The following is a 26085-nucleotide window of genomic DNA, read 5'->3' as shown; positions in this document are numbered from 1 at the left end:
CGCCCAGCCCTAGACTCGCCAAGACAACTGCTTGACGGGGTGCCGGTGATATCCGGCTGAGATGGCGCAGGGCGAGCTTAAAGCTTCCAAGCGCGGGTCCCGCTGAACCTGATCCGGCTAATGCGCTTATTGGAAAAGCGCGGGTACCGGCGTAGGGATCAAGCGATGGCGCCGGCTGGCTCTACCATGATCGCAAGCCCCCTTCCCCGCCATTTCCTCGATCTTCTCGCCTGCCCTTCGGATCTCTACCCCCGGAGGAAACATGGGCTACTGCTTTAACGATCTCACCACCGCTTGCCATAACGACTGGCGCGCTTACATCGAGCACGACTTCGTGCGCCAATTAGGCAACGCCACGCTCCCTGAAGCATCCTTTCGCCACTACCTGAAGCAGGATTACCTGTTTCTGATCCACTTCGCCCGCGCCTACGCGCTGGCCGCCTATAAAAGCCCCACCCTTGCCGACCTGCGCCAGGCTCATGAGGGCATGAAAGCTATCGTGGATGTAGAGCTCGATCTGCACATCGGTTTTTGCCGCGAGTGGGGCATTAGTGAAGACGATCTGGCTAAGCTGCCCGAGGCGCGGGCGACGATGGCCTACACCCGCTACGTGCTGGATACCGGCAGCCGCGGCGATCTTTTGGATCTGCACGTCGCACTCGCCCCGTGCCTGGTGGGTTACGGCGAGATCGCCAACTGGCTAAACGCTCAGGGTTCTACGCTGCGCGGCGGCGATAACGCGTATGACGCCTGGATCGCCATGTACGAAAGCGAGGAATTTCAAACCGCGATGCACGCGGAGCTTGAATGGCTGAACGCCCGCCTGGCGGAGGTATCGCCGACTCGCTTTGAAGAACTGACCAAAATCTTCCGCGATGCCACGCGCCTGGAGATCGACTTCTGGCAGATGGGTCTGGACCTGACCGACTAACCGCCACTACAACCACAAAAAAGAGACCACGACCATGAGCCGCACCCAACACTTTCTGGCCGAGACCGCCCAGGTCGATGCCGCCGCCATCGCGCCGCTGCCCGCCTCCACCAAGCACTATGTGGAAGGCTCGCGGCCGGACATTCGCGTGCCGTTTCGCGAAATCACCCTGTCGCCGACTACCACCAGCGGGGTAGATGAAGAAAACCCGCCTCTGCTGGTCTACGACACCTCCGGCCCTTACACCGACCCCGACGCCCAAATTGATTTACGCCAGGGCCTGGCGGAGCTTCGCCGGGCGTGGATCGAGGAGCGCGGCGACACCGAGTTTCAGGAAGGATTGACCTCGGAGTACGGCAACCGCCGCGCCAACGACCCCACCCTTGCCCAGCTGCGCTTCAATTTGAAGCGCACGCCGCGCCGGGCGAAAGCCGGCAAAAACGTGACCCAACTGCACTACGCCCGCCAAGGCATTGTGACGCCGGAGATGGAGTTTATCGCCATTCGCGAAAACCAGCGCCGCCAAGCGTTGGGCGATGCCGAGGTCGAGCGTATTTTAGGCCGCCAGCACCGGGGCCAGAACTTCGGCGCCAGCATCCCCGAAGAGATCACCCCGGAATTCGTGCGCGACGAGGTGGCCCGCGGCCGGGCGATCATTCCCAACAACATCAACCACCCGGAAAGCGAGCCGATGATCATCGGGCGCAACTTCCTGGTGAAGATCAACGGCAACCTGGGTAATTCGGCGGTGACCTCCTCCATCGAGGAGGAAGTCGACAAGATGACCTGGGGCATCCGCTGGGGCGCGGATACCATCATGGACCTCTCCACCGGGCAGAACATTCACGAAACCCGCGAGTGGATCCTGCGCAACTCGCCGGTGCCCATCGGCACGGTGCCGATCTACCAGGCGCTGGAGAAGGTCAAGGGCGTGGCGGAAGACCTCACCTGGGAGGTGTTTCGCGACACGCTGATCGAGCAGGCGGAACAGGGCGTGGACTACTTCACCATTCACGCAGGCGTGCTTCTGCGCTATGTGCCGCTGACGGCCAATCGGGTCACCGGGATCGTCTCCCGCGGCGGCTCCATCATGGCGAAGTGGTGCCTGTACCATCATCAGGAGAGCTTTCTGTACACCCACTTCGAGGAGATCTGCGAGATCTGCAAGCAGTACGACGTGGCGTTTTCCCTCGGCGACGGCCTGCGCCCGGGCTCGGTTGCCGATGCCAACGACGAAGCGCAGATGGCGGAGCTGAAGACCCTGGGGGAGCTGACCCATATTGCCTGGAAGCACGACGTGCAGGTGATGATCGAAGGCCCCGGCCACGTGCCCATGCACCTGGTGAAAGAGAACATGGACAAGCAGTTGGAGTACTGCGACGAGGCGCCCTTCTATACCCTGGGGCCGCTGGTGACGGATATCGCGCCGGGGTACGACCATATTACCTCCGGCATCGGCGCGGCGATGATCGGTTGGTTCGGCTGTGCGATGCTTTGTTATGTGACGCCCAAGGAGCACCTGGGGCTGCCCAACAAGGAGGACGTGAAGACCGGCATCATCACCTACAAGATTGCCGCCCACGCGGCGGATCTGGCCAAGGGCCACCCGGCGTCCCAGCGCCGCGACAACGCGCTATCGAAGGCGCGCTTCGAGTTCCGCTGGGAAGACCAGTTCAACCTGGGGCTGGATCCGGACACCGCGCGCAGCTACCACGACGAAACCCTGCCCAAGGATTCGGCGAAAGTGGCGCACTTTTGCTCCATGTGCGGGCCGAAGTTCTGTTCGATGAAAATAAGCCAGGAAGTGCGTGATACCTACCGTGACACCGCCTCGGGAAGTGACGCGGCGCGGGGCATGCAGGAACAGGCCGAGAAGTTTCGCGAGGAAGGCGGCGAGCTTTACCAGAAGGTGTAACGCGCCAATACGTTGTCGCTTCGCTGCCATGGCCTCGATGGCCCGCGCTTGATGCCAGCGGGGATCGAGGCCGTTTTTTTAAAGGTGCGCGGTGTCGATCGAAAAACCCGGTTCAACGTCAAGGGACAATAGTGTTGTTAACCCAAGTTATGTATTCTTTGGGTTTTCCTGTCAGAGAGCGACCCGACGATGAATAGAAAAACCTACCTGGCGGCCTCCCTTGCTCTGTTGGGCGGTAGCGTACTCAGCGGCTGCGGCGACGACAGCGACTCGACCGACGATACGTCGATGCTGCGCTACATCCCGGCGGACTCCCCGTACTTCATGGCCACCCGGGAGACAATGCCGGAGCAGGAGGTGTTCGATTTCTACAAACGCACGATGCTCTTCGATGAAGGTCTCGAACAGGATATGGAGGAGCTGCGCGAGCTCCAGCGCCATGAAACCGATGCGCAATCCCAGGCGTTCATTTCGCTGATCCTCGCTCTCGGAGAAGAGGTCAAAAGCGTAGAGACCCTGGACGACCTGCATGAGCGAGGTATCAAGGCCGCGCCCCAGGCCGCATTTTACGGCCTGGGCATCCTGCCGGTGCTGCGCTTTGAACTGGAAGATAGCGCGGCGTTTCGCGAAACCCTCGAGCGCGTGCTGGCCAATGCTGATATAACGCCGCGCACGGGCACTACGGACGGCACCGACTACTGGGTGCTGACCCCGGAAGACGATGTCGAGATCATCCTGGCCCTCGTCGACGGGCAGGCGTTGCTGTCGCTGGTACCCGATGATGCCAGCGATTCCTTGCTGGCCGAGGTACTGGGTAAGAATCTGCCGGAAGAGAGCCTCGATGACACCGGCGCCCTCGCCGATCTCGAAAGCCGCTACGGCTTCACCCCCTACGGGGCGGGCCAGATTCGCACCGCCCGCGTACTGGATGAGTTGAGCTCGCCCGACCACGCAGGCACCGAGGCCCTGTTGGCTTTGGCCGGCGAAGAGCCGCTGGACTTTTCCGCCTGCCAGGCGGATCTCGACCGTATCACGGACCGCTTCCCCGGTATCGCGATGGGCTCGCGGGAGCAGGACCTAAACGGCCGCTCGGAGATGAACCTGATCGTGGAAACCGACGACGCGATCGTTAGCGACCTGCGCCGCCTCGTTACCGACGTGCCGGGTCTGGGAAGCAAAGAAGGGCTGGCGAGCTTTGGCATGGGCCTGAGCCTGCCGGTGCTACTTGAAACCGTGCAGACCTACTCGCGCCAACTACGCGAGAACCCCTTCGGCTGCGCCGAGCTTCAGGAGCTAAACGGCGTCTGGGACGATGCCAACAAAACGTTGAGCCATCCGCTCATGATGATGGTTGGGCCATCGCTTTCGGGCCTCTACACCCGAGTCGACAGTTTCTACGTCGAAAAAGGCATGCCAGCGGGCACCGGGCTTTTGACACTGGCCTCCCCCAACCCCATGACACTGCTCCAGAGCGCCAGCAACTTCCTGCCGGGGTTTGGCGAGCTAAGGCTGACGCCAGGCGGCGACGCCCAGCGCGTCGAGAGTATTCTGCTGCCCCCGAACGCGCCCGAGCTTTACGCCGCCATGTCCGAGTCCGCTCTGGCACTGGGCCTTGGCAGCGACGACCCCTCGTCACTGCAGGATGACCTGCAGGCCTCGTCCGCCGATGAGAACCTGCTGATGCACGGGTTCATGGCCGGCGACTTCTTTCATGCGATGGCAAACGTCGCCGCGCAGTCCCCCGGCGACGACTTCTCCAAGGCCGATATCGAGGTGTTCCGCCACTACGGGGACATCTACGATCAGATGGAGTGGTGGGTCACGGTCGGCGACGGGGGCCTGGAGATGGGCTTCTCGGTCGAGATGGCCGAAGAGTAGGTATGACCACGCGTCAGCGTAGCGCCGGCCGGGCGCTACGCTGAACGACAATCTGCTCTCAAAAACAAACGATCTGCTCTCAAAAACAAAACAGGGGCCCGAAGGCCCCTGCTCACTATTCTAAAACTGAATTACTTTTTGGCGGCGTCTTTTAGATCGCCCTTACCTTTTTGCACTTCGCCTTTGGCTTGCTGGGCTTTGCCCTTGGCTTCGGTCTTGTCGCTACCGGTTACTTTGCCAGCGGCTTCTTTCACTTTGCCCGCAGCTTTGTTGGCGTTACCGTTTGCTTTATCTTCGTTTGCACCAGACATAGTCATATACCTCTAATCCGTTAGTAGGGAACGTGCATCCTGCAAGGAGACAATCACTGTCTTTCGCTTTACAGGTATCTATTAGAGTAGCCGGTGCTGAAAAAGTTGCGTTAATTTCTTTCGGGCAATGCCGTGGCCTTCCACTTATTGAGCAGCCAGTGCAGGCAGGCCATGACCATCAGCGTGATCGACAGCGCCACGAACATCGATGAAAACCGGTAAAGCGCACTGTAAACAAGGTCCTGGCTTGGCCCAAGCGACTGGCCAAACAGAATGCCTAGCGTGGTCATACCGCCAAACCCGACGCCGGAGCCCCCCGCCTCGCGAACGTGTTCGCGGGCAAAAAGCATCAAACCCAGCCAGTAAATCATGATCGCCAGCAAGAAGTGATTGCTCTGGGTATAAAGCAGCATCTGCATCACCAGCGCCATGTTGCACCCTAAAAGCGTACCGATAATCCGCCGGATGGACGAGGCCTGGGCGCCGGCGTAGCCCATGGCGAACAGCACCAGCACCGTCGCCATTTGGGCCGAGAGCGAATCGCGCAAATCAAAGGTTTGAAACACCACGAAAGAGAGGGTGGCGGTAATTCCGCCGATCAACGTCTCGTGACGGATTTGCACGGCCGGCTTCTCCGCCCGCGGGGGCGGCTGGCGGGGCGTGACGTCGGGGAAAAGCGTGTGCATGAGCATGGCGATCAGCACCGCCAGCAAACTCGCCAGCATGTTGGCGGTTAAAAGCTCGCCCAGGTCCACCCCAGGGTAGCTTGCAAAGTGCAGCAGAACACTCAGGGTCACCACGCCGTTGGCGGCGTATAAAAAAAGCGGACCTTTCGCCATCAAATTGAAGCGGAAAAGAAAAATGCCGAGCACCACCAGCGTCATCACCACCGGCATATGCTGTAACAAGCCGATGATCAGGCTGACCTCCACCACATTGAAGGTGGCGTTGCCCAGAAACTGGCGAACGATGCTGGCATTCAGCAAAGGCACCATGCCCAACAAAAACATGGGAAAGACGGTGAAGAACACACCGTAGTTCCAGCCCATTATCTTGCTGATGACGAACCCGATCGTCGCGCCCCCGGCCACGCGCAGGCACTGGCGCAGGCCGTTTTCGTCCAGTATCTTCTCCCGCGCCGGGCCGCCAAACACGTACGTCATGAACGCCTTGATGGGTCTGGCGTGAGTCAACCGGTGTTGAATCGACCCTGTGTTAGTAGACCGGATCTTAGTAGACATAATGTAGCCAGCTGATCAAATGCGCCTGCAGCCACGCGAACGGGTGCGCCAGTGCATGCTCGCCGGGCAGCAGTTGAACGCTCGCCCGGGCGCCGCTGGGCGGCATAGCCGCGAGCGGGTTTTCTAATGTAACGTGCAAGCGCAGGCGCTGGGCATCGCGCACCCACCGGTTCGAAGTGGGAATATCGGCCAGTTGGCCGTTGGCGCTGATCTGGCCTTCGCTCACGCCGGCGTCCAGTGCCGTCACGCGGCCTTCGAAGATATGCCCAGGCAGCGCATCCAGTATCACTTTCGCTTCGTCGCCGACGTGCACGTGGCGCAGGCTCTTCTCGCGAAAGTCCGCCACGATATCCACGCCACCCGCCACCAGCGCCAGCACCGGCTGGCCCGCCTGCACGTAATCGCCGGGTTGAAGTTGCAGGTTGGTCACCTGCCCCGCTTCTTTGGCGCGCACCTCGGTACGGTCCAGATCGAGCTGCGCATTGGCCAGCGCATTGCGGGCCTGGCGTAGCCGAAGATTGGTATCGCCTTCTTCACCCAACTGCGCCTCGAGGCTTTTGATTTGTGCCTCGGCCGCGCGCACGTCGGAATTGGCGGTATTCGCCGCCGCGACCCGCTGTTCGTACTGCTGGCGGGAAATGCTCTGACGTCCCACCAACGACTCCGCCCGCTGGCGTTCACCGCTGAGCTCGGTTGCGGTCGCCCGGGCGGCGCTCAACGAGGCGCGCGCCGCGGCCAGGTCGGCCTGCAAGCGCTCGTTCTCCTGGGCGGCCTGCTCGACATTCAGCTCCGCCTTGGCAAGCGCGATCTCGTAAGGCTCGGGGTCAAGGCGAAACAGTACATCGCCCTTGGCCACTTGCTGATGATCGCGTACCACCACCTCACTGACCGGCGCACTCAACTGCGGCGCTATACGAGTGACCGGGCGCATGATGCGCGCCTCGGGGGTAAGCGGCATGAAGCTGTCGGCTATCAGAAAGTAGACAAACAAAAGGGCAAAGGCAGCCAAAGCCACCCTTACCCATCGGGTAAAGCGCTGATCGGGGGACATCGTATTTACTCTTTCAAACCCTGGCAGGGGCCCAGGTCGATTCAAATTAATACGTTAGTCTACCAAATAATTAGCAAGCTAACAATATAACCCCTTTTAAGGTTCCATATACCCACAAAAAACCCCACCGCGGGGGTGGGGTTTTGAAACGCGGCTACGAGCTCGCTTTAGAAGCGGTAGCGTAGACCGACACTGGCCGCGTCGAAATCGTAGGCGGATTTATCGAGATAGCGCATGTAGTCGGCGTTGATCGCAATGTTCGGGGCGATATCGAACTCGGCGCCGCCGCCGTAGGAGAAGCCGCTTTCACGGTCGAGATCGAAATCAACTTCCGTCATACCCGCCAGGCCGTAAAGGCGAACGTTGGGGGCGATCGGGGCGATACCCTTGGCGTAGACACCGGCCAGGTAATCCAGCTTGGCGCCACCGTCGGAGCCGCCGGTACCCAGGTGGCCTTCCACGGCGAAGTAGTCGTTGAACTGAGCGCCGCCGCGCAGGCGCAGGCCTACGTCATCGCGCGAGGAGCCGCGGTCCGGGTCCAGGCTCCAGAACATGGCATCGGCACCGATATAACCTTCCGGGTAGCCAAAGGATTGCTGCGCCTGGGCCGATGCCGCGAAAGCACTTGCGCCGAGAACGACAGCGGCAGAGGTGAGTGATAATACGGTCATCTTCATAGGAGGTACCTCAGTTAAAAAACAGTGTTTCCTTACGTTTTTTAAGTTTGCCCCAGAATGGCGCTCAACGCAACTCCTCAGCGTACCTTCGAAAGACTCAGCACCACGATCCCGCCGACCACGACCGCCCCACCCAGCAGTTGAACCGGGCCAAGCATCTGACCTAAAACGAAATATCCAAACACCAACGAGGCCACGGGCTCGAGATTCATGACCGGGGCATTGCGTGCCATATCCAGGCGCGGCACAGAAATAAACAGCGTCGAAAACCCGGTGCCGTATAACAGTGCCAGCAGCACAAGCCCGGTCCAGCCGGCGCCGTTGCCGGGCAGGTCCATGCCGCCGGGCACCGCACCAGTAACCGCCCCTATCACCATGGCAAAAAAAACGGTTTGCATGGTCAACAGGGTGCGCAAGGTACTGCCTACACTGGCCAGGCGGTGCTCGGTAATCCATAGCGCGTTGGCAAAGACGAAACCGGCGAGCAAACCAAAGCCGATACCCGCCATCCATTCGGGGCCCATGCTTTGCGGCGTTGCAAGCCAGGAGGGGATATCCAGCACGACCAGCAGGCCGATCAAAATAGTGCCCATTATCAGACACTGTCGAAGTGTCGGCCGCGGCCCACCGAGCGCCCAGCTCAGCAGTGCCAGTTGAATGGGAAAGGTGTTGACCAATAAAAGAGCCACGACGACGGGAAGTCGCGCCACCGCGGAGTAGAGGCTCAGGCTTTGAACGGTGATCAAAAGCCCCACCGCCAGTTGCCAGGGCCAGGCCCCCCTGGGCAGCCAAAGACTTTTCCTTTGTACCCACACCAGCGTGATCAGGATCAAACAGGCGACGCCGGAGCGGGTTAAAATAGCCAGCAGTAAGCCGGTCCCATTATCGAAGGCGAGCCGTGCCGAAACGTGATTGGCCGCGAACATACTGGCCACCGTTACCAGCAACATGATGGCTAAATGGCGCGGAAGCGGCGAAGTAGATAAAGCTGACATAGCGACAGATCGGCTCATATTGGATAAATAAGGGGCAAGAACTAGCCATATTACATGGATGGCCCGCGCGCTTCAGCGCTGATTGCGTCAGAGCCGTCATGCTACACTAAAGTCGATTCCCCGCTTTAACTTAACCCCACCCAAGAGAAGGCTTGTATGAATGCACCGGTGCTGGTGATCAACTGTGGCTCCTCCTCCATCAAGTACGCGCTGATCGATTCGACCCCCGATACACCACGTCTTTCAGGGCTTGCCGAGCGGCTGGGCAGCGCCGAGGCCTGCTTGAAAGGGAAAACCAGCGCGGGGGAACGTTTTACCCAGGCGCTGCCCCACGCCGACCACGCTCAGGCGCTTAACGCCATACTGGATCGCCTGGAGGGCCGCTTGCCCGTGGCGGTCGGTCACCGCATCGTTCATGGCGGCGAGCACTTCACCCAAGCCGCGCTGATTACCGAGGACGTCATTGCCGCCATTGAAACCACCGCCGCTTTGGCGCCGCTTCATAACCCAGCGAACCTGGCCGGCATCACCGCCACCCGCAGCGTGTTTGCGGCGTTGCCCCAGGTCGCGGTGTTCGATACCGCCTTTCACCAGACCCTGCCCGAGCGCGCCTACCGCTACGCGCTACCCGAGACGCTTTACACCCAGCACGGCATCCGCCGCTACGGTTTTCACGGCACCAGTCACGCCTTCGTAAGCCGCCGCGCCGCCGAACTCAGCACCCAAGGCGAAGGTGGCTGGCTGACCGCGCACTTGGGCAATGGCTGCTCCACCGCGGCGGTGTGGCACGGCCAAAGCATGGATACCAGCATGGGGTTGACGCCCCTCGAAGGGCTGGTCATGGGGTCGCGCAGCGGGGATGTCGACCCGGGCCTTCACGCCCACCTGCACCGCCAGTTGGGCTGGTCACTGGATAAAATCGATGAGGTGCTCAACAAGCAAAGCGGGCTTTTGGGGCTTTCCGGCTTGACCAACGATATGCGCGAAATCGAAGAGCAAGCGCTTGCCGGCCACCCCAGGGCGTCGCTTGCGCTGGAGGTTTTTTGCTACCGAATCGCCAAATCGTTGGCCGCGCTCTCCTGCGCACTGCCCTCTTTGGACGGTGTCATTTTCACCGGCGGTATCGGTGAAAACTCGCCGATCGTACGCGCGCGGGTGCTCGGCCTGATGCCCCACTTCGGTTTTACGCTCAGCGATAAGGTGAACGAGGCCACCATCCGTGGCCAGGAGGGCCTTATCAGCCAACCCCACCACGGCCCGGAAGCCTGGGTCATTCCCACCGATGAAGAGGGGCGTATCGCCCTGGAAACTCGCCAGTGCCTGGAGACCTTGATATGAGCACACCGGACGACCAACCCCAGGCCATTTTGCTGGTACCTACCAGCGCGGGTGCGGGCCTGACTTCGGCCTGTTTGGGTCTTATTCAGGCGCTGGATACCATCGGCCTAAAAGCGGGTTTTTTGAAACCCTTCATGCAAAACGAGCTCAACGGCCCGGGCCTCGACCGCTCGACGGCGCTGGTATCGCGTACGCTAAACCTGCGCCCACCCTCGCCCATCTCCCAGGCGCGGCTGGAGCGGCTGTTACGCGATGATCATACCGATGAACTGATGGAAGATGCCGTCGAGCTCTTCGATCAGGTGCTCCAGCAAGCCAAGCGTGACGACACTGCGCTGGATTTAGTGGTCGTCGAAGGCGTCGTCCCCACTCAGTACACCACCTACGCCACACAGACCAACGCCCAGCTTGCCCACGCGCTGAACGCGCGAATCATTTTGGTCGGCACCGGTGATTTGAACGAGCCCCAGCGGCTGGCCGAAGAGCTCGATATGCACGCACGAAGCTTTGGCGGTGTAGGGTCCAAGCGCACCCTGGGCGGTATTTTGATGCGCATGAAAAACCTGCCCTACGGCGGCCACGAAGACGAGCTCTCCGCCGCACCGGGCACGGTCAAACCTCAGCTAGAAGAACCAGTCCTGGCGGAGCTGCGTCGCTACTCGCCCTTTTTGGCCACCGAAAGCTTCCACCTGATCGGCATCGTGCCGCAGAGTAAAACACTCAACGCCCCCCGCACGCTGGATGTTGCCCGGGCGCTGAATGCCACCGTACTCAACGAAGGCGACGCCGCCTCGCGCCGGGTCCTCTCTACCAGCCTGTGCGCGCGCAGCGCCGCCAACGCTCTGCACATCTTTACACCGGGCAGCCTGGTCGTGGCCTCCGGCGACCGGGACGATGTCGTGCTCGCCTCGGCCCTGGCCACCATGAACGGCACCCAGCTTGCCGGGGTGCTACTCACCAACGGCTTCATGCCCAACGACAACATGATCGAAATGTGCCGCCCGGCGCTGAAAACGGGCCTGCCGGTACTGGCGGTCGAAACCGACAGCCTGACCACCGCCCAGAACCTGACCATGGTCAGCCGCGAAATCCCCATGGACGACTTCGAGCGTGCCGAGCAGGTGGCCCGCTACGTGGCCGCGCACATGGACCTGGAATGGCTAAAAGCCAACCTGAGCCGTGGCTATACCCGGCGCTTGTCGCCCTCGGCGTTTCGCTACCAGCTGGTCAAACAGGCCCAATCGGTCAAAAAGCGTATCGTGTTGCCGGAGGGCAACGAACCCCGCACCGTGGAGGCGGCCATTATTTGCCAGCGCCGCGGCATTGCCGACTGCGTGCTTTTGGGCCAGCGCGAGGAGATCGAAAGCGTGGCCCGCCACCGCGGGCTAACCGTGCCCGAGGCGCTGACCATCATCGACCCGGAGAGCACTCGCGCCCACTATATCGCACCGATGGTCGAGCGCCGCCGTGGCAAGCTCAACGAGTTGACCGCCGAAGCCCAGCTTCAGGACAACGTCGTGCTCGGCACCATGATGCTCGCCCTCGATGAAGTGGACGGCCTGGTCTCCGGCGCTATTCATACCACCGCCAATACCGTGCGCCCGGCATTTCAGTTGATCAAGACGGCACCGGCGTACAGCCAGGTGTCGTCGATCTTTTTCATGCTGCTGCCGGAGCAGGTCGTCGTCTACGGTGACTGCGCGGTGAACCCGGACCCGGACGCCGAGACCCTGGCCGAGATCGCGCTGCAAAGCGCCCGCTCCGCAGAGGCCTTCGGGATCGAACCGCGGGTCGCCATGATCAGCTACTCTACCGGCGACTCAGGCACCGGGGTGGATGTCGACAAGGTGCGCGAAGCCACGCGTATCGCTAAAGAGCGCGCCCCCCACCTGGCGATCGACGGCCCGCTTCAGTACGACGCCGCGGCCATCGAAAGTGTCGGCAAGCAGAAAGCACCGGACTCCCCCGTGGCCGGTAAAGCCACGGTGTTCGTTTTCCCGGATTTGAATACCGGCAACACGACCTACAAGGCGGTACAGCGTAGCGCTCGGGTGGTCAGCGTGGGCCCGATGCTGCAGGGTTTGAACAAACCGGTGAATGATCTTTCCCGCGGGGCGCTGGTCGACGACATCGTCTACACCATCGCGCTCACGGCGATTCAGGCCAGCCAGCGCTAGCGTTGTTTTTTGGTACGTGGCCATAAACGAAAAACGCCCCGAGGTGACCCTCGGGGCGTTTTCATTTACTTACCGCGATCACCTCTTTAGGCGAGCGGTACCACGGCTTCCAGCACCATGATGATACTCAGCGCGGTAATGGTGAGAATCGATACACCGAATACCTGCCGCGCCCAGCGCACATCGTCTTCCAGGCGGTAGCCGCGCAGCGCCAGGTAGAGCCAATAAAAGCCCATCACCAGTGCCACGCACAAATAGCCGATCCCCGCTTTGCTCGCCAATACCAGCGCAAGCGAGGCGGGAATGAACGCCACGATATAGCCCAGAATGTGATGCTTGGCAGTCTTGATGCCACGCACCACCGGTAGAACCGGAATGGAGGCGCGCTGATAGTCCGCGTAGCGGAAGATCGCGATGGCATAAGAGTGCGGCATCTGCCACAGGCAGAAAATCACCAGCAGCGCGATCGCACCGCTATCGAACGTGCCGGTGACCGCGCAGTAGCCAACGACCGGCGGCATCGCACCGGAAAGGCTGCCTACCAGCGTGCCGTATTCGGAGCTGCGCTTCATGTAAAGGCTATAGATGCCCACATAAACGCCCCAGCCGATCACCGCGAGCGCCACGGTCAAGCCGTTGGTGCCCAGCGCCAGACATACCACACCGCAAACCCCCAGCAGCGCTGAAAGGCCCAGCGCCATGGTGATCGAGACGCTACCGCGTACCAGCGGGCGATGGCGCGTGCGCGCCATCAATGCATCGATATCGCGGTCGATGACGTTATTGCAGGCACAGGCTGAACCGATAATCAGCGCAATGCCCAGTAAGACGGCGGCGAAGGTGATGCCATCGAACTGCCCTTGGGCGGCCAAAAAATAGCCGCCGATGGCGGCAATCAGATTGCCGCCGATAATACCGGGTTTAGTCAGTTCGAGGAGATCCTGCCGCCGGCTGGGCATCGTGGTTAGCCGATCATCATGTTGAGGTGCAGATGATGCATGATCCACAAAGAGCCTCCTACCACGAGGGCGAGAATCGAGACGGTGAACACGAAGGACATCATGTTCCAACCTTCGTCGGCCTTGGTATTCAGGTGCATGAACATCACAAGCTGAACAAGCATCTGTAGCACCGCGGTAATCACGATAATCCAGACCGTCACGGGCGTGCTGAACAAGCCCATCATGACCGCGCCAAATGGAATGATCGTCAGTACCAGCGAGAGTACCAGCCCCAGTACGTAGGATTTCGTCGAGCCGTGAGCGGACGGTTGGCTAGAAGAATGACTCATCTCAAAGCACTCCCATCAGGTAAACGAAGGAGAATACGCAGATCCAGACGATATCCAGGAAGTGCCAGAACAAGCTAAGGCACAGCATGCGCGGACGCGTTTGGGCGTTGATCCCCTTGGTGGACAGCTGAACCAGCATGACCAGAATCCAGATCATACCGAAGGTAACGTGTAGACCGTGGGTACCTACCAGCGTAAAGAACGATGACAGGAACGCGCTACGATCAGGCCCGAAACCTTCGTGAATCAGGTGCTGGAATTCGTAAATCTCCATCCCCAAAAACATCAGACCCAGAACGAAGGTCACACCGAGCCACATTTTCACCTGGCCGACGCGGTTGGCGTTCATCGCCAACACGCCCATGCCGAAGGTGAAACTACTGATCAAAAGGGCAAAGGTGCCAAAAAGAATCAGCGGCAGTTCGAATATATCGGCGCCGGTTGGGCCGCCCGCCGTGCCCCTCATGAGCACGGCGTAGGTGGCAAACAGCGTACCGAAGATCACCAGGTCACTCATCAGGTAGACCCAAAAGCCGAAGACTTTGGTACCTTCTACATCATGATGATCGTGGTCGTGATGCTCGTCAGCATGGGCGCCGTGGTGCGTTGTATCTGTCGCCATTACCCTTGTGCCTCCACACGCTTTTGATGAGCCCGCTCGATCCGCTCAACCTCGGCGGCCGGGACATAGTAGTCGATGTCGTCGTTAAAGACGCGCGCCAAGAAGCTCACCAGCGTACCCACTGCGCCAACGATCGCCAGCCACCAGATATGCCAGATCATCGCGAAGCCAAAGATCATCGCAAACAAGCTGATAATCGGGCCCGCCACGGTGTTTCTGGGCATATGAATATCACTGAAGGTCTTCTCTTCTGCCTGCTCCAAACCGCGCTGCTTTTGCGTCCAGAAGCTATCGATGTCACCGACTTCCGGCTCGTGCGCGAAGTTATAGAACGGCGCGGGCGAAGAAGTGGACCACTCGAGTGTACGGGCATCCCAGGGGTCGCCGGTCACGTCCTGATTTTGCTTACGATCACGAATACTGACGTAGAACTGGACCAGCGTACAGGCGATGCCCAGCGCAATCAGTACCGAGCCTACCCAGGCAACGATCATCCAGGGCTGCCATTCAGCGTTGGGGTAGGACTGCATGCGGCGCGCCGCACCGTAGAAGCTCAGCACGTAAAGCGGCATGAACGCGGTGTAGAAGCCGGTGATCCAGAACCAGAAGGCACGCTTGCCCCACTTCTCGTTCAGCGTGAAGCCGAACGCTTTCGGGAACCAATAGGTCAGACCTGCCAGCATGGCGAATACGACGCCGCCGATGATGACGTTATGGAAGTGCGCGATAACGAACAGGCTGTTGTGCAGCACGAAGTTCGCCGCCGGCAGCGCCAGCATCACACCGGTCATACCACCAATCGTAAAGGTGATGATAAAGCCAAGTGTCCACAGTACCGGCGAGGTCATTTCCAGGCGACCGCGGAAGATAGTGAAGATCCAGTTAAAGACCTTAACCCCGGTCGGGATGGCGATGATCATCGTCATGATGCCGAAGAAGGCGTTGACGTTGGCCCCGGCCCCCATGGTGAAGAAGTGGTGCAACCAAACGATGAACGACAAAACAGTGATCGCAACGGTGGCCCATACCATGGTGTGGTAACCGAACAGACGCTTGCGGGCGAAGGTTGCGATAACTTCCGAGAAGACACCGAATGCCGGCAGCACCAGAATGTAAACTTCCGGGTGGCCCCAGGCCCAAATCAAGTTGACGTACATCATTACGTTGCCGCCAAGCTCGTTGGTAAAGAAGTTCATACCGAAGTAGCGGTCAAGCGTCAGCAGGGCAATGGTTGCCGTCAGAATCGGGAACGACGCGATGATCAGCACGTTGGCGCACAAGGACGTCCAGGTGAAGATCGGCATGCGGAACATGGTCATGCCTTTGGTACGCATCTTCAAGATGGTGACGAAGAAGTTGATACCCGTCAGCGTCGTACCGATACCGGATATCTGCAGTGCCCATATCCAGTAATCCACCCCGACCCCGGGACTGTACTCTATCCCCGACAGTGGCGCGTAGGCGAGCCAACCGGTCTTGGCGAACTCACCCAGTACCAACGATACGTTGATCAACACAGCGGAAACCGCGAACAGCCAAAAGCTCAGGTTGTTCAAGAACGGGAAGGCGACGTCGCGCGCACCGATCTGTAGCGGCACCACCAGGTTCATCAGGCCGATAACCATCGGCATCGCCACGAAGAAGATCATGATAACGCCGTGGGCGGTAAAGATCTGGTCGTAGTGATCCGGTGGCAAAAAGCCCATCGAGCCGCCAGCGGCCAGGGCCTGCTGACTACGCATCATGATGGCGTCGGCGAAACCACGCAGCAGCATGACAAGCGCCACCGCGAAGTACATGATACCGAGTTTCTTGTGGTCGACCGAAGTGAACCACTCATTCCATAGCCAGCCCCACTTACGGAAGTAAGTAAGCGCGCCCAAAAGGGCGATGGCACCGACAATCATCCCAATACCCACGATCACGATAATCGGATCGTGTAAGGGGATTGCTTCTAAGCTTAGTTTACCGAACACGGCTTACCCTCCCGCCTCATTGCTGATGAGCTGGTCGTCGTCAGACCCCTCACCCTCTTGGTTTTCGGTCGTTTGATAGGCTTCATTCGTATCAACGGCCGGTGCACGGTCTGCGTCCTGCGTTTCCGTCTCAGGATCTGTACCCGTATGGAAACTGCTTACTAGCCGCTCGTAGAGTTCCGGCGTTACGTCAGAGAAGTGCTCGACCGGGACGAACGAAGAACGCTCGGCAAGTTCGGAGTAACCTTCCGGGTAAGTCAGGGTGTTGGGTGACGCGGCGACTTCCGCGACCCACGCATCGAAGTTCTCTTGCGATGTCACGTGAGCGTCGAAGACCATACCGGCGAAGCCTGCACCGCTATAGTTAGTGGAGCGCCCCCAGTAGGTACCGATTTCGTTACCCATGAGATGGACATCGTTGTCCATACCCGCCATTGCGTAGATCTGTGTGCCCAGACGCGGTATGAACAGCGAGTTCATGACCGAGCCGGAGCTTACCCGAAAGCGCACCGGTGTATTGACCGGCATGGCGACTTCGTTGATCGTGGCGATGCCCTGTTCGGGATAGATGAACAGCCATTTCCAGTCCAGCGAGACCGCCTGGATTTCAAGCGTCGGCTCGTCGCTCTCGAGGGGGCGGTGCGGGTCGAGCTCGTGAGAAGAGCGCCAGGTAATCACCGCCAAAATACCGACGATGACAACGGGCACCAGCCACACGATACCTTCGATCACGTTGGAGTGCGCCCAGTCCGGCAGGTACTGCGCGACGGTGTTGTTGCGCCGATAGTGCCAACCGAAAGCGATCGTAAGCACGATGACCGGGATCACCACGATCATCATCAAGCCAAAGGCACTGAGAATCAGCGAACGCTGTGCTTCACCAATATCGCCCTTGGGGTCCATCAGGGCCGAGCTACAGCCTGCAAGGAGCAAGCACAGCGCGAGGAGCACGAAGAAAGTGCCACGCCTGCGCCATTTGGAGGGTTGTTGCATGGTGCGATCTCGTCAGAGTTGCGTTTCAAAACTAGCCGCCAGACAGCAAGCCAAACGATATGCCATATAGCAGACCAACTAGCACCCCATACTTTTCCTGGCGCACCAGGCGCGGGCCTCATAACACCGGGAAAAATATGCGCTACCGCATGGGGTTGGTAGCGAACCTGGCGTGCGTTTCACGCACGAATGAAGGCGGAGGTATTTTCTATTGATTACGCGCGCGCAGAAAGCGACGCATTGCCGCACCCTGCCCGTTCAAAACCCATGAATACCACCTTTCGGCCAAGTCACTGCGATGCTCGGCTCTCGGTTCGAGCGTCTCTCAAATCGCTTTGAAATCTGCTCGTCATCGGAGACCATTACATCGAGGCTGCCAAGAGTAGCAAAATAGACTGGCCGAGCAACACCCAATTTGCGCACATTGACCGGTAAAGTTCGCTTTTCGCGCGATCAAACCCACGCGGCGCTTTTTTGAAGGCTCGAAGAGGGCGGGCAAAGCGGTATTAAACAAATAAAACTAAATGTTATAATCTAAAGTCATGCCAGCCCGCGTCCACGTACCCCGGCGCACTACTTGAACCGCCCTACTAATAACACCAGATGGCGGCCGTGCCACGTTAACCTTGAGGCTTTATGACTGTTCTACCTATTAACCGACTTCCGCACGCATCCATTTTCTGCGGGGCGGGCGCCTTGCTGGTAGGCGCGCTGCTCACGCCCCAGGCATTGGCCAACGAACCCGAGCCGCAAAACCTCGACCGGCTCTGGTCATTTGCCAATGTCTCGGTCAACTACCTGGACTGGTCCAGCGGCACCGAGCGGCGCACCGCCGACAACGCAGCCAAGAGCGACTTCACCTACGTGGAGCTCGAAGGTGGCGTTGGTTTTAGCTGGGGCGAGTTCTACGGCTTCTTCGACTTCGAAAACCCGACCAACGATCAGTTCGATGAATCGAGCAACGGCCAGGATAACTTTCGTACCGCGGGCAAGGTCACCTCGCACATCTATCTGGGCGATACGCCTTTCTCGCTCTACGCCCACGTCTATGATTTCCGCGACTACGGCTTCGACAGCCGCGAACAGGATCAGATTCTGGGCCTTGGTTACCGCACCACCTTCGATAACGGCCTGTGGTTCAAACCCTTCATTGGTCCGGCGCGGGTACAAAGTGACGGCTACACTGGCATGAATGGTTATATGGCCGGCTGGGTCGCGGGTTACGAATTCACGGCCTTCGATCAGGGCTTTAGCGTGACCAACTGGCACGAGCAAACTTTTGATCGCGACAGCGATTACATCGAACAGAACTACGTGGGCGGCACGGCCAGCCGTACCGGCACCAACGGTGCGATCGGTCTTTGGTGGCATCCGGCGGATTTGATCACCACCGGCGTTCAGTACCGCTACTCGGATAACAAGCTAGGCGCACCGAATCAGTACCAAAACGCGATGATCTACTCGGTCAAGCTCAACTTCTTCTAAACCGAGGCGAGCCTCGCGAACTCAAAGGATCTCCCTATGACACTCCTTATGAGCCTGGTCGGCATGGCGACGCTGGTCGCTATTGCTCTACTTTTCTCCTACGACCGTAAGGCCATACGTCTGCGCACCGTACTGGGGGCCTTCGTCATTCAGGCGAGCATTGGTGCGTTCGTGCTTTACATTCCCTTCGGCCAGGTCTTTCTGGGAACGATTTCGGCCGGTGTGAGCCAGGTACTGGTGTTTGCCAACGACGGTATCGACTTCCTGTTTGGTGGCCTGGCGGATGTCGAAAGCATCGGCTTCGTTTTTGCGGTTCGGGTTCTACCGGTCATCATCTTCTTCTCCTCCTTGATTGCCGTGCTCTACTATTTGGGCATCATGCAGTGGGTCATCCGCATTTTGGGTGGCGCACTTCAAAAGGCGCTAGGCACCTCGCGCACCGAGTCGCTTTCGGCCACGGCCAACATCTTCGTGGGTCAAACCGAGGCGCCGCTGGTGGTGCGCCCGTTCATCGCACGCATGACCCCGTCGCAGCTTTTCGCCGTAATGTGCGGTGGCCTGGCCTCGGTGGCGGGCTCGGTGTTGGCCGGCTATGCGCAGTTGGGTATTCCCATGGAGTATCTGGTGGCCGCCTCGTTCATGGCCGCCCCGGGCGGGCTGCTGTTCGCCAAGCTGATCATGCCGGAAACCCAGGACAACGCGGATAGCGATAGCATTTCCAAAGTGGACGAAGAGCTCAAGGACCAGGACGACAAGTCGGTCAACGTGCTGGACGCCGCGGCCTCCGGCGCGACCTCCGGGATGATGCTGGCTGCCAACGTGGGCGCCATGCTATTGGCGTTCATCGGCTTGATCGCGCTGATCAACGGCATTTTGGGCGGTGTCGGCGGCTGGTTCGGCTTCGAGACGTTGAGCCTGGAAATGATCCTTGGCTGGCTTTTCGCGCCGCTGGCGTTTTTGCTCGGTGTGCCCTGGTCGGAAGCGACCCTGGCCGGGTCGTTCATCGGCCAAAAGATCGTCGTCAACGAGTTCGTTGCCTTTATTAACCTCGCCCCTTACATCGATGGGGAACAGGTAGTGGCCGCGACGGGTCAGATGATGACGCCGCATACCGCAGCGATTCTGTCTTTTGCACTTTGTGGCTTTGCCAACCTGTCCTCCATTGCGATCTTGCTGGGCGGGCTTGGCAGTATCGCGCCGACTCGGCGCAATGAAATCGCCCGGTACGGGGTCAAAGCCGTACTGGCCGGCACGCTGTCCAACTTGATGTCGGCCTCGATCGCAGGCTTTTTCATCGCGTTGGGAAGCGTCGCGGCGTAGCCCTTTTTTTAAATGCGCCAAAAAACGGGCACGCCACGCGCGATGCCCGTTTGTTTTTTACACTGAAAATATCGATACCAACGCGAGAATGCCATGACTGCCTCACCCGACCTCATTCAAGCCGCTAAACAAGCGCTCGCCCTGATGGACGTCACCAGCCTCAACGACGACGACACCGACGCGCGCATCGAGTCGCTATGCCAGATGGTCAAAACCCCGGTCGGCACGCCCGCCGCAGTCTGCATCTATCCGCAGTTCATCGTGACCGCTCAGCGCGCCCTGAGCGCCCACAACCTGGCAGGCCAGGTAAAAATCGCCTCGGTGACCAACTTCCCCGAGGGGGGCGAGGACATCATGGGCGCGGCCCGGGCCACCCGCGAAGCCGTTGCCTCCGGCGCCGACGAAGTCGACGTGGTTTTCCCCTATCGCGCGCTGATGGCCGGCGATGAAGAAACCGGCCGGGAGCTGGTCGAAATGTGTAAGGCCGCCTGCGGCGGCCAGGCGCTTTTGAAAGTGATTCTGGAGACCGGCGAGCTGAAAACGCCCGCGCTGATCAAGCGGGCAAGCGAGCTTGCCATCGAAGGCGGCGCCGACTTCATCAAGACCTCGACGGGCAAGGTCGAAACCAACGCCACGTTAGAAGCCGCCGACGTGATGCTCAACGCCATCAAGGCAAGCGGCCAGGAAGTGGGCTTCAAAGCCTCCGGCGGCGTACGCACCGTCGAAGAAGCGATCGAGTACATGAAACTCGCCGCCAGCATCATGGGCCCACACTGGGTCACGCCCCAGCATTTCCGTTTTGGCGCCTCGAGCCTTTTGGGTGACGTGCTCATGACCTTGAACGCCACCGACACCGCGCCGGAAGAAGGAGAATACTAATGTCTTCCCAGCACGCCCTGCTCCCCCAGGAATTCATCCGCTTGAAGCGCGACGGCCAAACGCTGCCGTTTGAGGAGATCAAGCACTTCGTTCAAGGCGTAGCCGACGATCGCATCAGCGATGCCCAGATCGGTGCTTTCACCATGGCGGTCTATTTGAACGGCATGAGCCGCGAAGAAGTCGTGGCGCTGACCACCGCCACGCGTGACTCCGGCCACGTCATGGAGTGGGGCTCGATGAACCTGCCCGGCCCCATCGTCGACAAGCACTCCACCGGCGGCGTGGGTGATCTGGTGTCGCTGGTGCTTGGCCCCTGGGTCGCCGCCTGCGGCGCATACGTACCGATGATTTCCGGGCGCGGGCTAGGCCATACCGGCGGTACGCTTGATAAGCTCGAGTCGATCCCCGGCTACGACCCCTACCCCGCTCCGGAGCGCTTCGGCCAGGTGGTGAAATCCTCGGGCGTGGCGATCATCGGCCAGACCGGCAACCTGGCGCCGGCGGACAAGCGCATCTACGGCGTGCGCGACATTACCGCCACCGTGGAGTCGATCCCGCTGATTACCGCCTCTATCCTTGGCAAGAAGCTCGCCTCCGGGCTCGACGCGCTGGTCATGGATGTCAAAGTCGGTAGCGGCGCCTTCATGCCCACGCCGGAAAAATCCCGGGAGCTTGCCGAAAGCATTGCCAACGTGGCAACCCAGGCAGGCACCCCGACCACCGCGCTATTGACCGACATGAGCCAGCCGCTGGCCCCCAGTGCCGGTAACGCGGTCGAAATCGTCGACACCTTGGCCCTGCTGCGCGGCGAGCGCCCGCAGAGCCGCGTGATGCAGGTCACCCGTGAGCTTGCCGTCGAGATGCTGATGGCCGGCAAGCTGGCCGCTAATCGCGAGGAGGCCCTTGCGAAGCTCGACAAAGCGCTGACGTCCGGCGCGGCCGCCGAAATCTTCGCCCGTATGGTGTCGGAACTTGGCGGACCGAGCGACTTCATGGAGAAATCGGACAGCTACCTGCCCAAGGCGGCGGTAGTGAAGCCGGTCTACGCGTCCGAGTCTGGTATCGTCAGCCGTATCGACACCCGTGCAGTCGGCATGAGCGTGGTTGAGCTTGGCGGCGGGCGCCTTCGCAACGACGCCACCGTCGATCACAGCGTCGGCTTTAGCGAGATTGCCGAAATCGGTGACCGGGTCGATGGCGAAAAGCCGCTGGCCATGGTTCACGCCCAGAGCGAAGAAGCCGCCAACCGCGCCGCCGAGCAGCTCAAGGCCGCCATCACCCTGGGGCAATCAGCCGTCAACGCCGATACGCTGATACAGGACACCTTTAGAGGAGAAGCCTAATGCGCCGCGCGATCGTAGTAGTACTGGATTCGTTTGGTATTGGCTCGGCGCCGGACGCCGCGGCCTTCGGCGATGAAGGCGCCGACACCCTGGGCCATATCGCAACCGCCTGCGCCCGCGGCGAGGCCGACACCGAATTTCGCAGTGGGCCCTTGAAGCTGCCCAATATGGCCAAGCTCGGGCTTTTTCACGCCCACCGCGATGCCACCGGCCAAGTGGCCGAAGGCGTCGAACTCCCCGAAGAGCTCAAGGGCGCCTACGCCCACGCCCAGGAAATTTCCAGCGGCAAGGACACGCCGTCCGGCCACTGGGAAATCGCCGGGGTCCCGGTGCGTTTCGACTGGGGCTACTTCTCGAACAAAGAGGGCAGCTTCCCGCCGGCCCTTTTGGACAAGATCGTCGAGCAGGCCGGGCTTCCCGGCACGCTTGGCGACTGCCACGCCTCGGGCACCGAGATCATCGCGCGGCTGGGCGAGGAGCACGTCGAAACCGGCAAGCCGATCGTTTACACCTCGGCGGACTCTGTTTTTCAAATCGCCGCCCACGAAGAGCATTTCGGCCTCGAGCGCCTCTACGCGCTGTGTGAAACCGTGCGCGAACTGCTCGAGCCCTACAACATCGGCCGGGTCATCGCCCGCCCGTTCGTCGGCGATGACGCCTCAAGCTTCACGCGTACCGGCAACCGCCGCGACTACAGCATCGAGCCGCCGACGCCCACGGTGCTACAAAAGCTCGCGGAAGCCGGTGGCGACGTGGTCTCGATTGGCAAGATCGCCGACATCTACGCCCACTGCGGCATTACCCATAAGGTGAAAGCCAGCGGCCACGACGCGCTAATGGACGCCACCCTGGGGGAAATCGCGCGCACCGAGGCCCGCGAGAAGCCGACGTTCATCATGGCCAACTTCGTCGATTTCGACTCGCTTTACGGCCACCGTCGCGACGTGCCCGGCTACGCCGCCGCTCTCGAGGATTTCGACGCCCGCCTGCCGGAGTTGATGGGCGCGCTCGACAAGGACGACCTAGTGATACTGACCGCGGACCACGGCTGCGACCCGAGCTGGAAAGGCACCGAGCACACCCGCGAGTACGTGCCGATTCTAGTGAGCGGCGCAAGCTTTACCCCAGGGCCGCTTGGCAAACGCGACACCTTCGCCGATATCGGCCAGACGCTTGCCGACTTCTTCGTGCTGCGCGCAATGGACGACGGCGAAAGCTTTCTGCCCGCCTTCGTCTGATTCGTTTTTGACCGCTCAAGGTTTGATCGTTTAAGGAGCATTTATGGCAACGCCCCACATCAACGCAGAATCTGGCGACTTCGCCGATACCGTTTTAATGCCCGGCGACCCGCTGCGCGCTCAGTACATTGCCGACACCTTCCTCGAGAACGTGCGCCAGGTAAACGACGTGCGCGGCATGCTCGGCTTTACCGGCACCTACCAGGGTGTCGAGGTCTCGGTGATGGGCCACGGCATGGGTATCCCCTCGGTTTCCATCTATGCCAAGGAGCTGATCACCGAGTTTGGGGTGAAATCGATCATTCGCGTGGGCTCCTGTGGGGCGGTGCGCGACGACGTCAACCTGCGCGATGTAGTCATCGGCCTGGGCGCGAGCACCGACTCAAAGGTCAATCGCATGCGCTTCAACGACCACGATTTCGCCGCCCTTGCGGATTTCGAGTGGGCGAGCCACGCCGTGGCCGCCGCCAAGGCGCACAGTGTGCCGGTGAAAGTGGGCAACATCTTCTCCGCGGACCTGTTCTACAACCCCCAGGAGCAGATGGCCGAGCTAATGAAGCGCTTCAACATCGTCGGCGTCGAGATGGAAGCGGCCGGGCTTTACGGCGTGGCCGCCGAGTTCGGCGCCCGGGCGCTGACGATCTGCACCGTGTCGGATCATATCCTGAAAGGCGATTCGCTCTCGAGCGCCGATCGCCAAACCACCTTCAACGACATGATGACCATCGCCCTCGACGCCGTGCTGCGCGACAAGGGCGTCAACGCCTGAACCGGAGATTGCGATGAATCAGGTAGATCCTGCGCTGGTAGAACGCCTTACCGGCGCCCTGGCTAACGCCTACGTGCCCTACTCCGCCCACCCGGTCGCCGCCATCATGGAGACGCCGGATGGCCAGCAGTTCGTTGGCTGCAACGTCGAGGTGGCCCATTACAAGGGCATCTGCGCCGAGGGCTCGGCGATTTCGGCCATGGTTACCGCCGGTCACCATACGCTTTCGAAAGTGTACGTAATGGGCCCGGGCGAGCACCTTTGTACGCCCTGCGGTGACTGCCGCCAGCGCATTCGCGAGTTCGCCACCCCCGACACCGAGATCCACGTGGTCTCCCGTGCCGGCGAACGGCTCAAGAGCTACACCATCGAGACGCTGCTGCCCGATGCCTTCGGCCCCGAGCAGTTGCCTGCGCGCCCTTAACTCCAGGAGAAGCCCATGGCGGCCCTTTTGCCCGACGTCGACCCTAACGGTTTGCTCGAATATTCGGTGGTCTACACCGACCGTTCGCTCAACCACATGTCCGCGCGTTTCCAGCACGTGATGCGCGACATTTCCGCCACGCTCAAGGAGGTCTATAACGCCCAGGCCAGCGTTATCGTGCCGGGTAGCGGCACTTTTGGCATGGAGGCCGTGGCCCGCCAGTTCGCGAAGGACGAGAAGGTGCTGGTGATTCGCAACGGCTGGTTCAGCTACCGCTGGACCCAGATCATCGAGATGGGTCGTTTGACCGAGGATCACACCGCGCTCAAGGCGCGCCGGGTAGAGGAAAACGACCCCCAGGCGCCTTTCGCGCCGATGCCGGCAAGCGAAGTCGCCGAGCGTATTCGCGCCGAAAAGCCGGCGGTCGTCTTTGCCCCCCAGGTGGAAACCTCGGCGGGTATTTTGCTGCCGGACGACTATATTCGCGAAGTGGCCGCGGCGGCCCGGGAAGTAGACGCATTGTTCGTACTCGACGCGATCGCCGCGGGTACGCTCTGGGTGGACATGCAGGACTTGGGTATCGACGTGGTGGTCAGCGCGCCGCAAAAAGGCTGGAGCGGCCAGCCCTGCTGCGCCATGGTCATGCTGTCTAGCCGCGCCGTCAAGCGCCTGGAAAACACCCAGAGCGACAGCTTCGCCTGCGATTTGGGCAAGTGGCACGGCATCATGCAGGCGTATGAAAACGGTGGTCACGCCTACCACGCCACCATGCCCACCGATGCTCTGCGCGCGCTTTGTGCCATCATGCAGGAGACCCGCGAGTACGGCTTCGACAAGGTGAAGCAGGAGCAGATCGAACTCGGCCGCGCGGTGCGCGATATGCTGACACGCCAAGGCTTCAAAAGCGTGGCCGCCGAGGGCTTCGAGGCGCCGGGGGTGGTCGTGAGCTACACAAGCGATGCCGCACTGGTCGGCAAGTTAGGCCAGGCGGGGGTGCAGGTCGCCGGTGGCGTGCCGTTGATGTGTGACGAAGGCGATCACTTCCAGACCTTTCGTATCGGCCTTTTCGGGCTGGACAAGCTTCACCATACCCAGCGCAGCGTCGATCAGCTGGAAAAGGCGATCGAAGCGGTGAATCGTGAATCGTGAATCGTGAATCGTGAATCGTGAATCGTGAATCGTGAATCGTGAATCGGTAAGTAGAGTGGATGAGGGATAAGCGGTCAATCGT

The 26085-nt window shown here is 60.4% G+C and carries 23 protein-coding genes and 1 riboswitch; of the genes, 13 read left to right on the top strand and 10 right to left on the bottom strand.

The features are described from left to right. Nucleotides 1-25: 25 nt before the first annotated feature. Nucleotides 26-175: riboswitch (TPP riboswitch) on the top strand. Nucleotides 176-262: 87 nt separating this feature from the next. The 3 genes from tenA (at nucleotide 263) to ACWHRL_RS04305 (ending at nucleotide 4724) form a co-directional block, all read left to right on the top strand. Further along, nucleotides 263-931 (top strand): thiaminase II, encoded by a 669-nt coding sequence (gene tenA, locus ACWHRL_RS04315; protein ID WP_447895378.1) that lies wholly within the window; start codon nucleotides 263-265, stop codon nucleotides 929-931. Nucleotides 932-965: 34 nt separating this feature from the next. After that, on the top strand, nucleotides 966-2846 hold the full coding sequence (gene thiC, locus ACWHRL_RS04310) for a phosphomethylpyrimidine synthase ThiC (protein WP_447895377.1): 1881 nt from the start codon (nucleotides 966-968) through the stop codon (nucleotides 2844-2846). A gap of 189 nt (nucleotides 2847-3035) precedes the next feature. After that, nucleotides 3036-4724 carry a hypothetical protein gene (locus ACWHRL_RS04305; protein WP_447895376.1) on the top strand — a complete coding sequence of 563 codons (1689 nt, stop codon included), beginning with the start codon at nucleotides 3036-3038 and terminating at the stop codon, nucleotides 4722-4724. 131 nt (nucleotides 4725-4855) lie between these two features. Here ACWHRL_RS04305 and ACWHRL_RS04300 read toward each other — a convergent pair whose 3' ends face one another. The 5 genes from ACWHRL_RS04300 to ACWHRL_RS04280 all read right to left on the bottom strand — a co-directional run bounded on the left by ACWHRL_RS04300 (nucleotide 4856) and on the right by ACWHRL_RS04280 (nucleotide 8999). After that, on the bottom strand, nucleotides 4856-5035 hold the full coding sequence (locus ACWHRL_RS04300; protein ID WP_447895375.1) for a CsbD family protein: 180 nt from the start codon (nucleotides 5033-5035) through the stop codon (nucleotides 4856-4858). 110 nt (nucleotides 5036-5145) lie between these two features. Continuing rightward, nucleotides 5146-6198, bottom strand: a complete 1053-nt coding sequence (locus tag ACWHRL_RS04295) for a DUF2955 domain-containing protein (RefSeq protein ID WP_447895374.1) — start codon at nucleotides 6196-6198, stop codon at nucleotides 5146-5148. Nucleotides 6199-6265: 67 nt separating this feature from the next. Then, nucleotides 6266-7327 carry an HlyD family secretion protein gene (locus ACWHRL_RS04290; RefSeq protein ID WP_447895373.1) on the bottom strand — a complete coding sequence of 354 codons (1062 nt, stop codon included), beginning with the start codon at nucleotides 7325-7327 and terminating at the stop codon, nucleotides 6266-6268. Nucleotides 7328-7494: 167 nt separating this feature from the next. Then, on the bottom strand, nucleotides 7495-8004 hold the full coding sequence (locus tag ACWHRL_RS04285) for a porin family protein (RefSeq protein ID WP_447895372.1): 510 nt from the start codon (nucleotides 8002-8004) through the stop codon (nucleotides 7495-7497). 77 nt (nucleotides 8005-8081) lie between these two features. Beyond that, nucleotides 8082-8999 (bottom strand): EamA family transporter, encoded by a 918-nt coding sequence (locus ACWHRL_RS04280; RefSeq protein WP_447895371.1) that lies wholly within the window; start codon nucleotides 8997-8999, stop codon nucleotides 8082-8084. 156 nt (nucleotides 9000-9155) lie between these two features. Here ACWHRL_RS04280 and ACWHRL_RS04275 point away from each other — a divergent pair, with 156 nt between their 5' ends. Together ACWHRL_RS04275 and pta are read left to right on the top strand one after the other, a co-directional pair. Further along, nucleotides 9156-10337: an acetate/propionate family kinase gene (locus tag ACWHRL_RS04275; protein ID WP_447895370.1), complete on the top strand. Its 1182-nt coding sequence runs from the start codon at nucleotides 9156-9158 to the stop codon at nucleotides 10335-10337. After that, nucleotides 10334-12514 (top strand): phosphate acetyltransferase, encoded by a 2181-nt coding sequence (gene pta / locus ACWHRL_RS04270; protein ID WP_447528032.1) that lies wholly within the window; start codon nucleotides 10334-10336, stop codon nucleotides 12512-12514. Before ACWHRL_RS04275 ends, pta begins: the two co-directional genes overlap by 4 nt. A gap of 86 nt (nucleotides 12515-12600) precedes the next feature. Here the strand turns inward: pta and cyoE are convergent, their stop codons facing one another. From cyoE to cyoA, 5 genes are read right to left on the bottom strand one after another with little or no spacing between them, the layout of a single operon-like run. Then, complete coding sequence (cyoE, locus tag ACWHRL_RS04265) at nucleotides 12601-13521, bottom strand: heme o synthase (RefSeq protein ID WP_447895369.1); 921 nt, start codon at nucleotides 13519-13521, stop codon at nucleotides 12601-12603. Next, complete coding sequence (gene cyoD / locus ACWHRL_RS04260) at nucleotides 13479-13805, bottom strand: cytochrome o ubiquinol oxidase subunit IV (protein WP_447528030.1); 327 nt, start codon at nucleotides 13803-13805, stop codon at nucleotides 13479-13481. The genes cyoE and cyoD overlap by 43 nt, the downstream gene beginning before the upstream one ends. Nucleotide 13806: 1 nt before the next feature. Next, nucleotides 13807-14427 (bottom strand): cytochrome o ubiquinol oxidase subunit III, encoded by a 621-nt coding sequence (gene cyoC, locus ACWHRL_RS04255; RefSeq protein ID WP_447528029.1) that lies wholly within the window; start codon nucleotides 14425-14427, stop codon nucleotides 13807-13809. Continuing rightward, a complete protein-coding gene (gene cyoB / locus ACWHRL_RS04250; protein WP_447528028.1) occupies nucleotides 14427-16403 on the bottom strand; it encodes a cytochrome o ubiquinol oxidase subunit I in 1977 nt (658 codons plus the stop codon). Before cyoB ends, cyoC begins: the two co-directional genes overlap by 1 nt. A gap of 3 nt (nucleotides 16404-16406) precedes the next feature. Further along, nucleotides 16407-17396: a ubiquinol oxidase subunit II gene (gene cyoA, locus ACWHRL_RS04245; RefSeq protein WP_447895368.1), complete on the bottom strand. Its 990-nt coding sequence runs from the start codon at nucleotides 17394-17396 to the stop codon at nucleotides 16407-16409. 636 nt (nucleotides 17397-18032) lie between these two features. Here cyoA and ACWHRL_RS04240 point away from each other — a divergent pair. From ACWHRL_RS04240 to ACWHRL_RS04205, 8 genes are all read left to right on the top strand, one after another. Further along, entirely contained in the window at nucleotides 18033-18881 is an 849-nt protein-coding gene (locus tag ACWHRL_RS04240) for an outer membrane protein OmpK (protein ID WP_447528026.1), read from the top strand. Nucleotides 18882-18917: 36 nt separating this feature from the next. Further along, nucleotides 18918-20201, top strand: coding sequence for a NupC/NupG family nucleoside CNT transporter (locus ACWHRL_RS04235; protein WP_447895367.1), 1284 nt, complete (start codon nucleotides 18918-18920; stop codon nucleotides 20199-20201). A gap of 93 nt (nucleotides 20202-20294) precedes the next feature. Beyond that, nucleotides 20295-21080 (top strand): deoxyribose-phosphate aldolase, encoded by a 786-nt coding sequence (gene deoC / locus ACWHRL_RS04230; RefSeq protein WP_447895366.1) that lies wholly within the window; start codon nucleotides 20295-20297, stop codon nucleotides 21078-21080. Further along, the gene (gene deoA / locus ACWHRL_RS04225) at nucleotides 21080-22423 is read left to right on the top strand and encodes a thymidine phosphorylase (protein ID WP_447895365.1); all 1344 of its coding nucleotides are present in this window, start codon (nucleotides 21080-21082) and stop codon (nucleotides 22421-22423) included. The genes deoC and deoA overlap by 1 nt, the downstream gene beginning before the upstream one ends. Next, nucleotides 22423-23661: a phosphopentomutase gene (locus ACWHRL_RS04220; RefSeq protein WP_447895364.1), complete on the top strand. Its 1239-nt coding sequence runs from the start codon at nucleotides 22423-22425 to the stop codon at nucleotides 23659-23661. The genes deoA and ACWHRL_RS04220 overlap by 1 nt, the downstream gene beginning before the upstream one ends. A gap of 43 nt (nucleotides 23662-23704) precedes the next feature. Beyond that, nucleotides 23705-24430 carry a purine-nucleoside phosphorylase gene (gene deoD, locus ACWHRL_RS04215; RefSeq protein ID WP_447528021.1) on the top strand — a complete coding sequence of 242 codons (726 nt, stop codon included), beginning with the start codon at nucleotides 23705-23707 and terminating at the stop codon, nucleotides 24428-24430. 13 nt (nucleotides 24431-24443) lie between these two features. After that, nucleotides 24444-24854 (top strand): cytidine deaminase, encoded by a 411-nt coding sequence (gene cdd, locus ACWHRL_RS04210; RefSeq protein WP_447528020.1) that lies wholly within the window; start codon nucleotides 24444-24446, stop codon nucleotides 24852-24854. Nucleotides 24855-24869: 15 nt separating this feature from the next. Then, nucleotides 24870-26003: an aminotransferase class V-fold PLP-dependent enzyme gene (locus ACWHRL_RS04205; RefSeq protein ID WP_447895363.1), complete on the top strand. Its 1134-nt coding sequence runs from the start codon at nucleotides 24870-24872 to the stop codon at nucleotides 26001-26003. Nucleotides 26004-26085: the final 82 nt, after the last annotated feature.

Source organism: Vreelandella sp. GE22, assembly GCF_968212445.1.
The sequence above is the reverse complement of the archived record's forward strand: the minus strand, read 5'-3'. Positions and strand labels throughout refer to the sequence as shown.

What these genes read in the sequence shown, in the direction of transcription:
- tenA (WP_447895378.1), top strand. Translation starts at nt 263, where the DNA reads ATGGGCTACTGCTTTAACGATCTCACCACCGCTTGCCATAACGACTGG.
- thiC (WP_447895377.1), top strand. Translation starts at nt 966, where the DNA reads ATGAGCCGCACCCAACACTTTCTGGCCGAGACCGCCCAGGTCGATGCC.
- ACWHRL_RS04305 (WP_447895376.1), top strand. Translation starts at nt 3,036, where the DNA reads ATGAATAGAAAAACCTACCTGGCGGCCTCCCTTGCTCTGTTGGGCGGT.
- ACWHRL_RS04300 (WP_447895375.1), bottom strand. Translation starts at nt 5,035, where the DNA reads ATGTCTGGTGCAAACGAAGATAAAGCAAACGGTAACGCCAACAAAGCT.
- ACWHRL_RS04295 (WP_447895374.1), bottom strand. Translation starts at nt 6,198, where the DNA reads ATGACGTACGTGTTTGGCGGCCCGGCGCGGGAGAAGATACTGGACGAA.
- ACWHRL_RS04290 (WP_447895373.1), bottom strand. Translation starts at nt 7,327, where the DNA reads ATGTCCCCCGATCAGCGCTTTACCCGATGGGTAAGGGTGGCTTTGGCT.
- ACWHRL_RS04285 (WP_447895372.1), bottom strand. Translation starts at nt 8,004, where the DNA reads ATGAAGATGACCGTATTATCACTCACCTCTGCCGCTGTCGTTCTCGGC.
- ACWHRL_RS04280 (WP_447895371.1), bottom strand. Translation starts at nt 8,999, where the DNA reads ATGTCAGCTTTATCTACTTCGCCGCTTCCGCGCCATTTAGCCATCATG.
- ACWHRL_RS04275 (WP_447895370.1), top strand. Translation starts at nt 9,156, where the DNA reads ATGAATGCACCGGTGCTGGTGATCAACTGTGGCTCCTCCTCCATCAAG.
- pta (WP_447528032.1), top strand. Translation starts at nt 10,334, where the DNA reads ATGAGCACACCGGACGACCAACCCCAGGCCATTTTGCTGGTACCTACC.
- cyoD (WP_447528030.1), bottom strand. Translation starts at nt 13,805, where the DNA reads ATGAGTCATTCTTCTAGCCAACCGTCCGCTCACGGCTCGACGAAATCC.
- cyoC (WP_447528029.1), bottom strand. Translation starts at nt 14,427, where the DNA reads ATGGCGACAGATACAACGCACCACGGCGCCCATGCTGACGAGCATCAC.
- cyoA (WP_447895368.1), bottom strand. Translation starts at nt 17,396, where the DNA reads ATGCAACAACCCTCCAAATGGCGCAGGCGTGGCACTTTCTTCGTGCTC.
- ACWHRL_RS04240 (WP_447528026.1), top strand. Translation starts at nt 18,033, where the DNA reads ATGACTGTTCTACCTATTAACCGACTTCCGCACGCATCCATTTTCTGC.
- ACWHRL_RS04235 (WP_447895367.1), top strand. Translation starts at nt 18,918, where the DNA reads ATGACACTCCTTATGAGCCTGGTCGGCATGGCGACGCTGGTCGCTATT.
- deoC (WP_447895366.1), top strand. Translation starts at nt 20,295, where the DNA reads ATGACTGCCTCACCCGACCTCATTCAAGCCGCTAAACAAGCGCTCGCC.
- deoA (WP_447895365.1), top strand. Translation starts at nt 21,080, where the DNA reads ATGTCTTCCCAGCACGCCCTGCTCCCCCAGGAATTCATCCGCTTGAAG.
- ACWHRL_RS04220 (WP_447895364.1), top strand. Translation starts at nt 22,423, where the DNA reads ATGCGCCGCGCGATCGTAGTAGTACTGGATTCGTTTGGTATTGGCTCG.
- deoD (WP_447528021.1), top strand. Translation starts at nt 23,705, where the DNA reads ATGGCAACGCCCCACATCAACGCAGAATCTGGCGACTTCGCCGATACC.
- cdd (WP_447528020.1), top strand. Translation starts at nt 24,444, where the DNA reads ATGAATCAGGTAGATCCTGCGCTGGTAGAACGCCTTACCGGCGCCCTG.
- ACWHRL_RS04205 (WP_447895363.1), top strand. Translation starts at nt 24,870, where the DNA reads ATGGCGGCCCTTTTGCCCGACGTCGACCCTAACGGTTTGCTCGAATAT.